Genomic DNA, 13,881 nt, shown 5'->3' on the forward strand with positions numbered 1-13,881 from the left:
TGAGTTTGGAAAACGAGGGGCGATTGAGAACGAGTGGTTTACGACCGTGAACTCGCAACTCAAATCGTTCGAGGACATAGTCATCTTCATCATCCTCTAAGCACACCCAAGGATCGTGATTGTCTCGCATTTGGATAACGCTCTATCGTACTGAATGGGGAGGTGGTGTATTTATCTTAGCACCTTCCATGGCGCTAAGATAAATCAGCACTTTGAAGGAAGGTTAACATCATCACGTGCTGTGATGTTTGTTCAGTGTTAGAGTTCGCCTCGATCACGGTCAGGTTTGCCGTTTTGGTCAAAATAGCGCACCTTACATTTCGGAAAGCCACTGCATCCCCACCAAAATGATCCTTCTTTCTTGGCTGGTCTTCGCACAAGCGGATTGCCACACTGTTTGCAGAACTCTTCTGTGCTTGGCACAACACTCTGGCGTGGCTTGGGGTTGAAGTTTGGTTTACCGTTGTCGTCAGGGAACGTCGTCTTACAGTCAGGGTAGCGATTGCAGGCATGAAATGGTCCATGTTTGCCAGGGCGTTTAATGAGCGTGCCTTGTTGGCAGGTTGGGCAAGTCACGCCGCTGCGCTTCACGAAAGGCACACCGTGTGTTTTGACGTGCTCGACTTGGAGATGGATATACTTGTTTACGTCACTTAAGAACGATTCAATATTGAGCTGCTGCTTCGAAATCTTATCTAAGCTGCCCTCCCAAATAGCGGAAATGTCTGGCCGTACGATCTCATCAGGAAGGAGGGCGCAGAACTCTTGTCCCGCTTCCGTCGTTTTGTAGACCGGGTTCTTGTAGCCTTTCTCTTTGCCTAAGCGAACAAGGTGTGTCAGCTTACCCACCTTTTCAATATGGCCGCTTCGCGTGGCTTCTGTCCCGATGGACCCGTTTTCCCCGGCCGTGTCTTTGTCTTTCGCCTCCAGTGTTTTGCGCAGTTCCGGATCTTTAATGAACTTGGCCGCTTGGGTCATGGCTTTGAGTAAGCTAGCGTCATCAAAGTATTTTGGTGGTTTGGTTTCACGCTGCTCCATATCCACTTGTGTACACGAGCCTTGCGTACCTTTGACCATCGAGGTGAGGTCTAGGGCGTTTTGATTCGGTTCGTCTTGATGTTCACCTTTAAACAGCACTTCCCACCCTTGTTTGCTGAGTGTGGTTTGGGTGGCACGGTAGCAGCGGCCAGTGCAGTCCACATCGAGCGCCACTTTGTCGCGTACGGAGCCAGGGTAGAACAACGCAATAAAGCGTTTGGCCACCAATTCATACAGGTTTCGCTCACGGTCGTTAAGCTCGATACCCGCGCCGCTTTTCTCGGTAGGGACAATCGCGTGGTGCGCTTCTATTTTGCTGGCATTAAAGGCTTTGTGACTGGAGGTCGTCGCGGCGTGTTCAATGGCGGTATCAAGATGTGACAGTGTCCCTGTTATGGCCGCAAAGATACTGGAGCGGTTCTCCAGATGCGCATCGGAAAGGTACTGGTTATCACTGCGCGGATAGGTCAGCAGCTTATGCTTCTCATACAGCCCTTGCAAAGTATCTAGTACGTCTTTCGGTTTATAGCCCCATCGCTTTGACGCTTCAATTTGCAGCTTTGACAGATTGAATGGCATTGGTGGTTGGCGGTGTTCCGTCTTTTGTTCAATGCTGGAGATATGCGCATTTGCTCCGGTGTCCGCTTCTTTGGTCGCCGCGACTTCCAGTGACGAAATCATACGACCTTTGTCATCAAGCTCGAATGCTTCATCAGGAATGAGCTTGCCTTTGATGATGTTGCCACCCATATCAAAGTGACCAAATAACTCGTAGTAAAAGCTTTTCTGGTGATTGAGGTTTGCCAAGGTGCGCTCGTTAATCATGCCAATCATAGCCGTAATGACTCGGCCAATATTGAGCACTTCATCAAAACCTTTCTCTCTCGCTTTAAGGGTATAGGCGCGAGTTAGGTTATAACCGAAGGTTTGGTCGGCGATAGCGCGAGCTAACGCTTTTTGGGTCAGTGGTTGGAAGTGTTCATTCGGCTGTAAGTTTGCCAGCGCCGCTTTCACCGGCTTATCGTTCAAATCGGCAATCAAGACACGTTGCACTGGCTTGGTGTTGTTTGCATAGGTCAGCACCTCATCGACCAACAAACAGCCTTCCGGGTCGGGGTCGCCTGCGTGAACAATGCTGTCTGCTTTGTCTATCCAGCTCAGCACGACTTTGAGTTGCTTCGATGCCCCCTGACGCGGCTTCATTCTTGGCGGGTAGTGTGTGCTCAAAGGTAGGTACGACAAGGCCCATTTTTTATGTTCAATGTTGTAATCTTCTGGGTCGCACAGGGCAAGTAAGTGACCAACGCACCACGTCACCACCTCTTGACCATGTTGATAGTATCCGTCTTTTTTCTCGGTGTTGACGTCACCGCCGAGACCTTTAAAGATAGCCGCCGCCAACGACGGCTTTTCTGCAATAAATACGCGCATGATGTTTTCTCCAGATGTCAGTGTCCCTCGATGCGACGCATCGATAGGGAGGTGTGAGTGATGAAATTATTGAAGGGTGAGGGTTTTGAGTTCGTCGAGCGTGAAGATACGCACGAGCTTTGAACGGTAATGTTCAAACGGGTGTTTGGATTCGCTGAAAGGAATGTATTCAATGCGGTCAAAGCGCTTGATTAATAGCTGGCGAATGTCGTCATTGAGTACCACATAAAACACCGCGCTCCAGTATTTTTTCTTTTGCGCGAGAACGTGGCTTTTAAGGATTGAGCGATAACGAGAGACCGTTTTTAGAGTGCGCTCTGTTTCAATGGCGATGGTAAATCCGTTAGGTGCTGTGATGGTGGCATCTGGGCGATGTTCGACATCATATTCTTTTCGAAACGAATATTGATCGGCGTTACGCCAGTTCGTCCAGCCATTCCGCTGCAAATAAATCTGTGCTTTTTGATTCATGAGCTTGTGCTCCAGCGTACCGAATTTTACGCGGTAAGGATCGAACGCACGAAAATCTTCGTTGATGTTCTGAATGTTTTGTATCAGTCCTAAATCGGTGATCCCCCAGATTGAAATTTTACCGGTTTGAAATTCAAACTCATGTTTGTGGATATAGCCAAGGCCTACCAGTTTATTGAGCAACCGATATAAGGGATTTTTGTCCTTGTACTCCAGTAGCAGCATTAAAATTTCGAAGTTTGTGTATGACTCTTCTTTAAGGAATTGGATCACAGTCGCCATTTTTTCATAATGTCTTTGGTAGCGGTCAGCCTTTGAGGTGATCAATTGGCTCATATTGAAGCCTCCGCTTCTTTGCGCACTTTATGAAAAGAAAGACAGGTAACATTCACTTGGTTGAGGTTTCGAGTGATCTGTTTCGCCATTTTATTGCGTCGTCGATCGTATTCTGTTTCGGTGAGCTCGCCGTTCAATCTTGCCTTGTAAAGCGTGTCGAAATAACGGTCTGCGGCCATAAATACTTTCATGAGCATGACACTGCCAGGTGTGTATAACCGTTGTTCTGTTTCTGCCTCTTGGAACGCTTGAGTGGAGTGTGTGTTGATGTCGAGTTCGCCGATGTTATTAATGAAGTTTCGGTGTCGTTGATTGATGTCGTCACGTAGTGATCGTATTTTTTCTAACAAACTTTCGGCAGTGACCTTCGCCAGTTGTGTTGTGACGTTTTGAGCGGGTCGTGATGCGAAGGCTTCCACAGAAAAAAGACTTTGATAAACAAAAAGCCCGTCAATAGGTTTATCTAATGGACGGGCTCGATTGGTGTAGGTTTTATGATCCCAGAGAGACAGCAGTCGTTTAGTGCGTAGTTCCATTGGATAATGCCTCCTGTTTAGGTTGAGGTTTCTTGTTTGGCGTCCAGTTGTCGTCCATTGGGTGGACAACAACCGGTATCCCCATCAGTTCAATATCTTCTAATGCATACTCTTGGCTGTTACCCAAAATGGTTGTAGGCACCGTGACACGTTTTTCTTCTTGTTGTGAACCGAGAAATATTTTTCGTTTGATGTAGCGAAGCCATGAGTGCCATTGTCTGGTGTTGACTATCATTTTTTGAGTCCTTCGATTTGTTGTTCTAACGTTTTAACTGCTGCCTCTATTTCCTTTTGTGATTGAATTGCCTCTGTCGGGTTCTTGTTAGGGGGCAGAGGAGTGACCGCATCCAGATCAAATTCTTCATTAGTGTCGAGAGTTTCTGTTTCTGATATCGATTCGGTTTCAGCTTCAATGTTGTTCTCTTCTTCGGCCTCTTGATGCTCACCAGAAGTTGGAGCTTCGGTTTGTTCTTCGACTTTTTCATCGTCACTGGCGGTATGAGTTTGCGTTTCATCAAACGTGACGAGGGTTTGTTTTTGTACTTTGATCGGCGCAATCAAGGATGGTTTGGGAACGTCATTCATTGTGAAGATATAGCTCACAAAGTTGGGCAGGTTGAGCAACATGTTGGTATCGACATATTGCCTCTCGGCCATTCTGATGTTGCGTTTATCATCGACCACTTCATTGAGCGTTTTGCTGGATTCGACATAGCGAGTTTCGTCATCCACCAAGATGGTGCCGGACATTTTAGACACCCATTCGGCGGTGTCGGGATCTTGTAAGCGATACACCAATTTGAACTTGGTGTTTTCCACCACTGCACCTACCACGGCATCACCGTTAAGATCGGCCGGACAGTCTTTTAAATCGGCAATCGATTGGTGGGCAAGAAGCATGTGCACGCCTTTGTCGCGTGCGGCGCCCAAACCTTCCATCGCTGGTTTTGAAATGTGGTATTTCAATTCATCCAAGAAGATGGCAATGGGACGCGGCTTACCCGCTACACGATCGCGCATTTCAGCAAGCTGAAATAAACGGATTAAGATCATCTTCTGCGTGATCAATATCTTCGAATTACGCATTGAGCCAATGACGTAACAACAGCCGCCATGGTCGAACACATCTTGCAGTCGCATGCCACCAACCGCATTAATGGACTCGACTAACGAGAGTTCTTCGAGTTTGCCGTAGAACGCTTTGATGGTGTCTTCAAGACCTTGAACATAGAGTGAACTGAACAGTCCTTTGAATGACTGACGCTCTTCTTCCGTTGCCTTCATTGGGGCTTCTCTGGCCGCTTTTCTGTCGTCGATACGATAGAAATCAGCCACGTCGCCTTTCTCGGCAAGGCTGAATCCAGCCACCATTATCTCTTCGATTTGTTCCGGCGTTGCATCCGCTAAGAGATCGAGTTGAGGCACTTTTTTATTCAGGTCAATCAGGTAGAAAGGTTTGCCCGCTTTTTCACAGGCGTACTTCATCAAATGCGGTGCCCATTCATCATTTTTAGGGTCCATCACAAACACGCCTTCATCAGCAAGGATGAGTTGATACAAGATCAATCCTGAGGCGACACCTTTACCGGCACCTGTGGTGCCGATGATGTCCGCGTGCTGTTTTTGGAAGTCAGCCAGTGGGATGTATTGCGGTTTATGTACGCGATCCAATCCGACAAACACGCCTTTATTGAGATCAATGTAGTCTTCGGGATCGTACGCCAGCGTTTCCGGTAAAAAGTGCTTTACCGTGCGCACGTCGGTGCGTTCATCACGCGCCATTTGTGTGCGTTTGGTGAACTTAGATTTAAGCTGGTTCAGATGTGGTGTCGCGACTCGGCGAATGGCAATGTGGGTGCCCGCACCAACGAAGAACAGCGGAATATAGAAGTACGAGATAAACGGATACACCAATTCTGAAATGGGTACGTAGCTGGCGGTTTGCACCACAGCAATCAGTGTTGGGATGGTGACGTTGGCGAGTGTCCCAAGCAAAAAAAGTAAGATCGCAACGAAGATAAACAGGCGTCGCAATAGGGAGCCTTTTTCGTTTTTTTCCGGTTTATCAAAGTAGATCGTTGGGGAGATCAAACCGGAGAGAAAACTGAGTACGCTGGCATAGTAAAACGTCAGCAAATACAGTTGAGAGAGTGCCAGTAAAGACAGATCTAAAATGGGATTGATGATCATATCAAACATGATATTGATGCTCCTTAGTTGAATATCATCGGCTACAGTTATCGGCTACTCATATCGGCTACAGGGTGTAGCCGATATGAGTAGCCGATGGATGCCCAAGCCTTTACGCTGAACGCTCCAAGGCATGGGGTTATCCCGAAAGGGATAATCATCTCAAAAGCTGCGCTTTTTCAATGAATTAGAATGCTCATGCTCGGGGCTGGACGCCCCTGTGCTGATCCTTCTAATTAAAGGCCGAAAACCGCCTCGCTACGCGAGACCAAGCCCCTCTGAAAGGTGAAAATTGTCGTCTTTTGGCCGCTGCGTACCTTGCTTGCTCAAAAGCCTCGTTTTCAACTACCCAGACGAGCTTGGTCTCGCCTACTCAACGGTTTTCGGGGGCAAGCCCCCAAAACAAACCGACCTCTGGGGAGGTCTCGCCTATTCGCTGGGGCGGGCGTTTGTTTCGGCTCCCCCGTCTCAGTCATTTTCGCTGGGGCGAAAAGTGACTTTGATGCTCTCGATGTGCATCTTTCGCACTCCAAAAATCATTATCAATCAAGCCCCGCAGAGGGGGCGCTCGCGCGATTGAATGTTTTTGGAGCCAGGGCTACGGACTCGCTTTCAAGCGAAGCTTGAGTCTCATCACGTAGCAAAAAAGCCCGCGCTGTTTCGCTCAATTTGTCTTGCCAAAGTGGGGCGTGGAACGCCGGAATCCACACTTTGGCGGCGACGCATTTCGCGTTTTTGCTTGCGAGCTTTTTTAAGCGCTCACTCCTCGTGCATCGAATTTTCCTTTCTCTTTAACAATCCTTTGGGATTGAAATTTGAAAGGAAAATTGACACGAGACGTTCACGAAAGGACAACACGTCCCATCCTTAAGGATGGTCATGTTGCGTGTTCGTCATTGCGCTATTTAACAATCCTAGGGGATTGAAATGGCGCAATGAGTGGTGCGCGTGAACCGCGCATTGAGAGCTTGGAGAAGGCGGTGTTAAGGTGAAAAAATGAAGTTATGGCTGCGCGATAAAGTCCGAAAGGTCGAAGCCTTCATCGAGCAAACTTTGTAATTCCGCGGGCACCTCGCCCACGCCATTCCACGTCTTGTTGTCACCATAAACGTAGGTGTTTGATGGCGTGTTGGTGTCGCTTTTGCTTGCCTTACGAGGTTTCTTTTTCGGCTTCATTAGGTCACACAACTTGTCAAAGTTAAGCCCCTTATTAATGATTTGCTCGCGCAGAGCTTCGAGCTCTAGGCGCTCTTGCTGCTCTCGCTCGGCTTGCATTTGAGCTTCCAGTTCTTTCTCTTCTTTGAACTCGGTAATGACATTTAAGACGCGCTCAAGCTGCTCAACACTGGCGTGTTTGAGCACCGTTTTCGCTTGTCTTGGGTTGCTGAGTTTCTTGATGATGTCTTGCATAATTTGTGTTGCCTTTGGTTGATGTCTGAGCCTAACGGCTCACGCACTTACCCATCTCCCCACAATCGGCTGGAGATAAGTCCTAAAGGTCTCCAGTCTTCCTCATGATGGATAGTTGGATAAGTGCAGGGTGTATGTTGAACGGTCAGAGAGACCAATGAATTGAACCTAACGGTTCATACGCTTATCCACATCTCCACAATCGGCTGGAAATTGATCCTGAAGGTTTCCAGTCCTCCTCATGATGGATATGTGGGTAAGCGCTGGGTGCACCTTGTGAAGACTGTGGTGCTAATAATGAGTCTATTGACTTATAGTCAAAGACGAGGTGACTACTTGGTGTTTTGCCTTTGCATTTTGCTTCGAAAAAATGGTGAGGACGAGACGGTCGGGATTAAATACGGGATCAAACGTAAGTGAGAACTTCTGCTGAATTTTGATCCGATGGTAAATGCGGGGACAGATGTGCATGACGAGCCAACGTTGTTACGAATATCATGATGTCCGCTATATCGGGTAATGCGATCTCTTTATGAGCTAAACGAATGTCGTCAGAAGATAATGGCGGGCAGTTTAATTCACTTTCCCATATCGTTAGCAGAAATGTTTTCTCGCTATCGTAATGAATGATGAGTTCTGCAATAGCACATCCAGCTCGGTAGGTTGTCATGTTTATCTTGGTGATGTTTGTGAGATGACGATACAGATCATCCATAACGTTATTGTTATAACGCTCTGATATAACCTTATCGCCAAAGCTAATGCTAAACAGGTGTTTAGGATGGTCTTTCATTTTGCTTTATCCTCAAGTGGAATGGCGCCCGTTAAGAACCCAATATTCAATATGCACTCCATCATTGGCTTGGGTAGTTGTTCGTTGGTGAATTTGTAACGTACTTTTCGTTCTTGTGTTTTGGACCAGTACAAGCGCGTTGTGAGGTTATTTTTATCTATGTTGACGCCACACAGAAAGTTAGGAATACCTAGCTGACTATACGGAGCTACGTCTTCGGGGACTGCACTTTTGATGAGGCGTTGAATGAAGCGACTGATTAAACAGATCCTGCGTAGTTCTTCTTTGGCGTGTTCGCCAAAGAAAGCAAATACACCGCCTTTTTCGTATTTGAACGTGACGTGAGAAAACGTCATTGGGCGAGATGGTTTGCTTAATAGACTCCAGTTACAACGAAGTTGATAGAGCCCTTTGCCTTCTCGTTCAACGTAAACTTCGGCGACACCTTCGTAATCATCCATGCCCGTGTCCTCTTCATCATAGATATGACGAATCGACCCCATTAGAAATGTATCTCCTACTCGCATCTCTCGAATACGAGCGCGAAAATACAGCGGTAAACGCGCTCGACGCATGACGTCGTATCCTTGAACGCGTAAGGTTATCGCTTCTTCCTTTTGGCGTTTGATGCGATGTTGAGTTTCGAATGCTTGAAGTTCTTGCTCTTCTTCATCCGTTAATTGAACGGGCAGGTTTACCATCTCAGTCATAATCCGCGCACCCCGCTGGGCAGCAGTCAATATCAATACCATGGGAGCAGCAACGTTCGTCGTCGTTCCTGCAATTTTCATCGGGTTGCTCACGTTCGTAACCGTGCTTAACAGCAATAGCAATCACAGAGCCCTTTTCTTCCTCTGGAAGACGCTCGATGAGGTTATCAATGGAAGATTGAAAGCGGCGACTGAAAAGTTCATAGCTTAAACCGCAACCTTGGTGTGCCTGTTTGGCTAATGTTTCGATAAGGTGAGGATAATCGGGGTTTTTATTTGTCATTATTTTGATCTCATTTAAGTGTGTGAACGTCGTTAAAAAAAACACAATCAAAGCGTTGGTTGGATGAGCATTTACTCGAAGGTGTTGATTGAGAAGAAGCCAAAGGTTTTATTTACCTATTGCGCTCTACGGGCTTCTTTGAACATTCGTAAGTGATCGATGTTGAGACGCCAGTTTTTCTTCGTTAACGGCTCTTCTGGTGTGAATCGCTTGTCTTCACTGGTGAAGGCAAACAAACCTTTTCGATTTGGCTACGTGGTGATGGTGTTAATGATTAGTCTGTTGATTTTGAGTTTTTTGTCTTTAAAGAAAAGCCCCTGACTTGGAAGTCTAGGGGCTTAGTATGTGGAATTTGATTTATTTGAAAATAAAATTGCCGATTTTTCGCATAAAAGTTTTGACTTTCTGCAAGGGGTGCGTTGATGCTGGTTGAACAGCAACTTCAGCAACTTCAGCAACTTCAGCAACTTCAGCAACTTCAGCAACTTCAGCAACTTCAGCAACTTCAGCAACTTCAGCAACTTCAGCAACTTCAGCAACTTCAATGGTTTGGTAAACTTTTTTTATCCCTCGATCATTGAAAGGAAGATGAAGTTGTGGAAGATATCGTAATGAAACAAACTCAAAATGCTCTACCTCAAATTCGTTAGCCTTTATTATTGGGTTCTGGGCAACAAAAAATATATAAGGGTGTTCCGTAGGATACTTTTTGGCTTTTTTCTGCTTAATGTAATGCTCTTTTGCTTTTTGAAACGCTGTGCTGCAAGCAAGATTGAATGCGTTTTTTTTCTGATTACTCCATTTTGAAGTGTTGATTTTTAATAGATATTGTTCGCCATTATTTTTAGGCAAGAGTGCAAGCGTTATACACCCATCTGCATCTTCAAGTCGCGTATTGAACTTAAGCTTACTATAAAAAATATGACCAGAATTATATTGTTTGTTATCAGTAATGAGCTGAAACGTTGCTCTATAAGTTTTTTTTGGATGTTTTGGTAATTTCAGGGTTCGATTGGCTGCCTCTTCCGTTTCATCTAAGTAATAATCTATAACAGCTTCAAGGTATCGAGAGGTTTTACCTTTTTCGATATTGGGTTGGGTCGATTCTGTTTTATTCGACGTCCCTTGTTTTGCTATACCACATCTTGGTTTACGTTCTGAAGGTTCTTTTAATACATCTATGTACGAGTAATAATACTCATTACTCGTACCTTTCGATTTTTTAGAACTGTTCTTTTGCAAAGTAACAATGCATTCAGGTGAATGTTCTTTATACTTAAAATGTGACGCTGGTATGTTGGTTTCTTTATAAGAGCTGGGTATTGCAGGCATAAGGCATTTGTCATCTGGACAAATGTAATCATTTTTTTGTATATGCTCGTCATCTAAAGCTCTTAATGCGCTACCATGTACGATTTCATTGCTGTCTTTTTCCAGAGCAATTGTCATCAGTTTTGTCTACTTCCGCTATTCTGAGGTTATTCATGTTGTTTGAATAATACACAAAATTCGTCGGTGGCGTATCTGTTGCATCACAAAAAATGTTGAGACAGCGTTGTATTTTTTCTAATGATTTATCATGGCTAGATAATGAATGGGGGGCTCGTGCTGATAGTTCTTGGTGCGTGATTTTCAGTATTTCTTCTAATGCATTAGGATTGATTTTGTCTTTAATGCCTATATCGGCGAGCGAGCTTATAATGATGTTTACTGAAAAAAAAGCCATGCGATTGAATTCTCTGTAAGCCTCTGAATACAATAGCGTTGGATATGTTTTCGTGATTTGCTTTGTTGCAATCTGATTAACAGTCTTCCAGTACTGCTCATCAATGTTATGACCGCGAGTGAAATACGGGGTAGTGGTCTCTTCCCAATAAGGCCTAGCAATAAAGTGATGGTCCATTTGAGCTATGCACCAATTTACGTCCTCTTGTAATTGGAGTGTCCCCTGGTCTTGCTCTAACTGGATTTTCTGCTCACTTGCTTCTTGCGTTGTAATAACTGGTGCGGCACTAGAATTTATATCTTTCATTAGTTTTTCCTCATCTGGTTTTTCAATAGTGATTATTAATGTCCTATTGCGCTCTACGGGTTTCTTTGAGCATTCGTAAGTGATCGATGTAGAGACGCCAGTTTTTCTTTGTTAACGGCTCTTCTGGTGTGAATCGCTTGTCTTCACTGGTGAAGGCAAATAAACCTTTTCGATTCAGCAGCGTTGTGATGGCGTCAATGCCATCCCAACGCAGATAAGCGGTGCGAGTCTGATAACGCTTGTCGTCAATTTCAAAAGACGCCGGTGCTTTGACTAGGGCGGCGAACGCGACATCTTGAGTCGCTCTTGGGTGCTGTAATTCAGTGCATTGGCGTTTGATGACGCTTTCTGAAATCACAATGCCTTCAATCCCCAGACCAATGACGTTTTTGCCATCAATGTGGATAAGCCATTGGTCAATGGCTTCGGTTATGTGTGCTCTGACTTCTTCATTGCTGTAATGCGCGTGAGCTTGAGGTTTATAGGCGCCGTACATCAGGCGATAGGTCAGATTTGATTCATCAAAATCTGGTGCATCGATGACGCCTTCTTTGATCGCGATGATTTCCTTACAATCGGCTAGAAAATATTGGTCGTTGGATGCGGGTAGTAGGACGTATTGCATTGTGTTCTCTGTAAAAAAAGGCGCTCTTATGAGCGCCTGGTTAGGATTGGTTGATAATGTTTAATCGTAGAGCCCTTGCGTGGGGATACGGGATGGCGCCGTCAATACGCGCTTGGGTATGTCATTTTTCACGTACTTTTTGACATACCCATTTCTAAATCCTCGATGCGGACTGCCGGTGTTGTAGTAAGACAGGGCGATTTGCAGCGCAATGCTTGGTTTTGAATTGATTTTGAGGGCGCGCTGATAGCCCTGGAACAAAATGCTGGAGCCGACATGAATGTTCTTACAGGGAGTGAACATATCGGCAATGCTGACCCCAAAAGGAGCCAGGTTCTTTGAGTTAATTTGCATCAACCCCAAATCCACCGAATGCCCGAGCGATACGTAATAGTTGGCCAATTGGATAGCTTCCTGTTTCGTCTTAGGCTGGGTAATGCGCGGTGGCTTTTGGTTGGGAAGGGCGTTGACGTTAATGGCCAGTGGCCGAAAGTTGGATTCGTTCTTAATGACTTGTTCTATCGTGGTTGGATGAACTTGATAGATACAATGCGAGTATTGGTCTATATCCATCATGAGGCGATGACTCTTAGAAGGTGAATATGGGGACAGCCTTACCTTGAATTGCGTTTTTTTGAATGGCGCCAAAGTAACGGCTGTCAAAACTGTTTTTGGGCGCGTAGTCCGACATCATAAAAAACTCATCGTCGGTGAGCGTGAATGCCTTGAGCTGTGGGAGCTTGCGATGATGGCTATCTGCAGAATGAACGAGAAAACGCGCGAGCGGTTTTCCATTCTTTCTGACAACGCCATCAAAAGAGAGATGGTCGCCCGATATGCCCATGATTTTTTTGATAAGCGGAGTCGAGCCACTTTTACAGGTGCCGTATTTTAGGTATTCGCGTTTAAGCGCTTGCTCAATAACCGCACTAGGAGGCGGACAGAAGACCACTAAATCCCCTTGCTGATATTGGTTTGTTTTGGAAAACTGATAAAGGCCGAGGGGGTATGAATGCGTGAGATTAAGGCGATAGCCTGTTATGTATAAGCCTAAAGCTAAACTCAATAATAGTCCGCCCAACATAAAGGAGCATGTTTTCATCGTATCTCTCCGAAACAGTCGCTTAGTGTGCGGATATCTTCGTCTACTTTTCTTCTATTCCAAGCTAAATCGACGACTCTCTTTTTAAGATAGTTTTCGTCATAGTATGGCGATGACAGCGTGAAAGTGAGTTGATTTTGTTCGTTAAACTCGCCTGTGATTTTCCAAGCGTGATGAAACTTATCATTTAAGTGTGCTTGTCTAATGATGGTCACGATTTTCTGAACCATGGGAACTGAGGCGTTGAAATAAACGTAAGGTGCTTCTAACCATCCAGCAGCGTGTCCCTGGCAAGAAGCAATCGTAGTGACGCTTTCAAGCGAATTTAATGCGTTCACTAACGGGATAATCTTAGGGTCTAGGTCGTGATACGACCTAGACTTTTGTTCTTTTGGATCGATGAACAATTCCACAAAAAGGTGGTGCAACTTCTGTTTGATCGACATTGGTTTTTCCTCAATGCAAAACTCAAAGACGCCTTGTTAGTATTCATTACTATCGACGATGATCCTTGTGAATGGCGTATCGACGTTGAACTCTTGGCGTAACAGTTCGTCAGCCTTCTGAATGATGGAAGTAAGTTGTGGTGAACGTGTTTGTTCTAAACGTTTTAGAAAATGAGACTTTCTGTTGCTATCTGAATGTGATGCTTTCAAGGGATGTCGAGCCAGCATTGAGCTGGAGAGGGTTTGATAAGTCCGATTTAACCCATTATCAACCATCAGGAAGGTTTTGATCTCTTCCTCTTCTAAATTCTCTTCTTGTTGAACTAATTCATCTCGCAAAGAACATTGCAAAGCAAATAGGTGTCTTTGTATCGAAAGTCGTTTGGTTTTTACGTAAACCTGTTTATATGTGAAGTGCCCAACAAATAGAAATGCGGTTCCAATGATTAACTCTGCATTCATAGTGACCTCAATGTAA

General features: G+C 45.3%; 16 protein-coding genes. All 16 read right to left on the reverse strand.

The features are described 5' to 3' along the window. Positions 1-258: 258 nt before the first annotated feature. Positions 259-2,469 (reverse strand): DNA topoisomerase, encoded by a 2,211-nt coding sequence (locus ACLIIY_RS28925; RefSeq protein WP_025818807.1) that lies wholly within the window; start codon positions 2,467-2,469, stop codon positions 259-261. 66 nt (positions 2,470-2,535) lie between these two features. Next, positions 2,536-3,276 (reverse strand): MobC family replication-relaxation protein, encoded by a 741-nt coding sequence (mobC, locus tag ACLIIY_RS28930; RefSeq protein ID WP_023623356.1) that lies wholly within the window; start codon positions 3,274-3,276, stop codon positions 2,536-2,538. Continuing rightward, positions 3,273-3,812: a hypothetical protein gene (locus ACLIIY_RS28935; RefSeq protein WP_025789707.1), complete on the reverse strand. Its 540-nt coding sequence runs from the start codon at positions 3,810-3,812 to the stop codon at positions 3,273-3,275. Before ACLIIY_RS28935 ends, mobC begins: the two co-directional genes overlap by 4 nt. After that, positions 3,796-4,047, reverse strand: coding sequence for a hypothetical protein (locus ACLIIY_RS28940; RefSeq protein WP_025789706.1), 252 nt, complete (start codon positions 4,045-4,047; stop codon positions 3,796-3,798). Before ACLIIY_RS28940 ends, ACLIIY_RS28935 begins: the two co-directional genes overlap by 17 nt. After that, positions 4,044-6,011, reverse strand: a complete 1,968-nt coding sequence (locus ACLIIY_RS28945) for a type IV secretory system conjugative DNA transfer family protein (protein WP_032072614.1) — start codon at positions 6,009-6,011, stop codon at positions 4,044-4,046. The genes ACLIIY_RS28940 and ACLIIY_RS28945 overlap by 4 nt, the downstream gene beginning before the upstream one ends. A gap of 993 nt (positions 6,012-7,004) precedes the next feature. Next, on the reverse strand, positions 7,005-7,412 hold the full coding sequence (locus ACLIIY_RS28950; RefSeq protein WP_024700495.1) for an H-NS family histone-like protein: 408 nt from the start codon (positions 7,410-7,412) through the stop codon (positions 7,005-7,007). 406 nt (positions 7,413-7,818) lie between these two features. Next, complete coding sequence (locus ACLIIY_RS28955) at positions 7,819-8,205, reverse strand: hypothetical protein (protein WP_025789704.1); 387 nt, start codon at positions 8,203-8,205, stop codon at positions 7,819-7,821. Continuing rightward, on the reverse strand, positions 8,202-8,915 hold the full coding sequence (locus tag ACLIIY_RS28960) for a hypothetical protein (protein ID WP_025791774.1): 714 nt from the start codon (positions 8,913-8,915) through the stop codon (positions 8,202-8,204). The genes ACLIIY_RS28955 and ACLIIY_RS28960 overlap by 4 nt, the downstream gene beginning before the upstream one ends. Then, the gene (locus ACLIIY_RS28965) at positions 8,908-9,198 is read right to left on the reverse strand and encodes a hypothetical protein (RefSeq protein WP_023624622.1); all 291 of its coding nucleotides are present in this window, start codon (positions 9,196-9,198) and stop codon (positions 8,908-8,910) included. The genes ACLIIY_RS28960 and ACLIIY_RS28965 overlap by 8 nt, the downstream gene beginning before the upstream one ends. A gap of 357 nt (positions 9,199-9,555) precedes the next feature. Then, positions 9,556-10,647 carry a hypothetical protein gene (locus tag ACLIIY_RS28970; protein ID WP_269656629.1) on the reverse strand — a complete coding sequence of 364 codons (1,092 nt, stop codon included), beginning with the start codon at positions 10,645-10,647 and terminating at the stop codon, positions 9,556-9,558. Next, a complete protein-coding gene (locus ACLIIY_RS28975; RefSeq protein WP_023622665.1) occupies positions 10,616-11,230 on the reverse strand; it encodes a hypothetical protein in 615 nt (204 codons plus the stop codon). Before ACLIIY_RS28975 ends, ACLIIY_RS28970 begins: the two co-directional genes overlap by 32 nt. Positions 11,231-11,273: 43 nt before the next feature. Further along, positions 11,274-11,855 (reverse strand): hypothetical protein, encoded by a 582-nt coding sequence (locus ACLIIY_RS28980; RefSeq protein WP_025789782.1) that lies wholly within the window; start codon positions 11,853-11,855, stop codon positions 11,274-11,276. Between the two features lie 60 nt (positions 11,856-11,915). Continuing rightward, positions 11,916-12,431 (reverse strand): lytic transglycosylase domain-containing protein, encoded by a 516-nt coding sequence (locus ACLIIY_RS28985; RefSeq protein ID WP_025791775.1) that lies wholly within the window; start codon positions 12,429-12,431, stop codon positions 11,916-11,918. 13 nt (positions 12,432-12,444) lie between these two features. After that, the gene (traF, locus tag ACLIIY_RS28990; RefSeq protein ID WP_025789765.1) at positions 12,445-12,957 is read right to left on the reverse strand and encodes a conjugative transfer signal peptidase TraF; all 513 of its coding nucleotides are present in this window, start codon (positions 12,955-12,957) and stop codon (positions 12,445-12,447) included. After that, positions 12,954-13,403 carry a hypothetical protein gene (locus ACLIIY_RS28995; RefSeq protein ID WP_023624145.1) on the reverse strand — a complete coding sequence of 150 codons (450 nt, stop codon included), beginning with the start codon at positions 13,401-13,403 and terminating at the stop codon, positions 12,954-12,956. Before ACLIIY_RS28995 ends, traF begins: the two co-directional genes overlap by 4 nt. A 36-nt stretch (positions 13,404-13,439) precedes the next feature. Continuing rightward, the gene (locus ACLIIY_RS29000) at positions 13,440-13,865 is read right to left on the reverse strand and encodes a hypothetical protein (RefSeq protein ID WP_023624144.1); all 426 of its coding nucleotides are present in this window, start codon (positions 13,863-13,865) and stop codon (positions 13,440-13,442) included. Between the last annotated feature and the right edge of the window lie 16 nt (positions 13,866-13,881).

It is taken from the genome of Vibrio sp. K4 (genome assembly GCF_051122595.1).
Lineage (GTDB): Bacteria > Pseudomonadota > Gammaproteobacteria > Enterobacterales > Vibrionaceae > Vibrio > Vibrio owensii.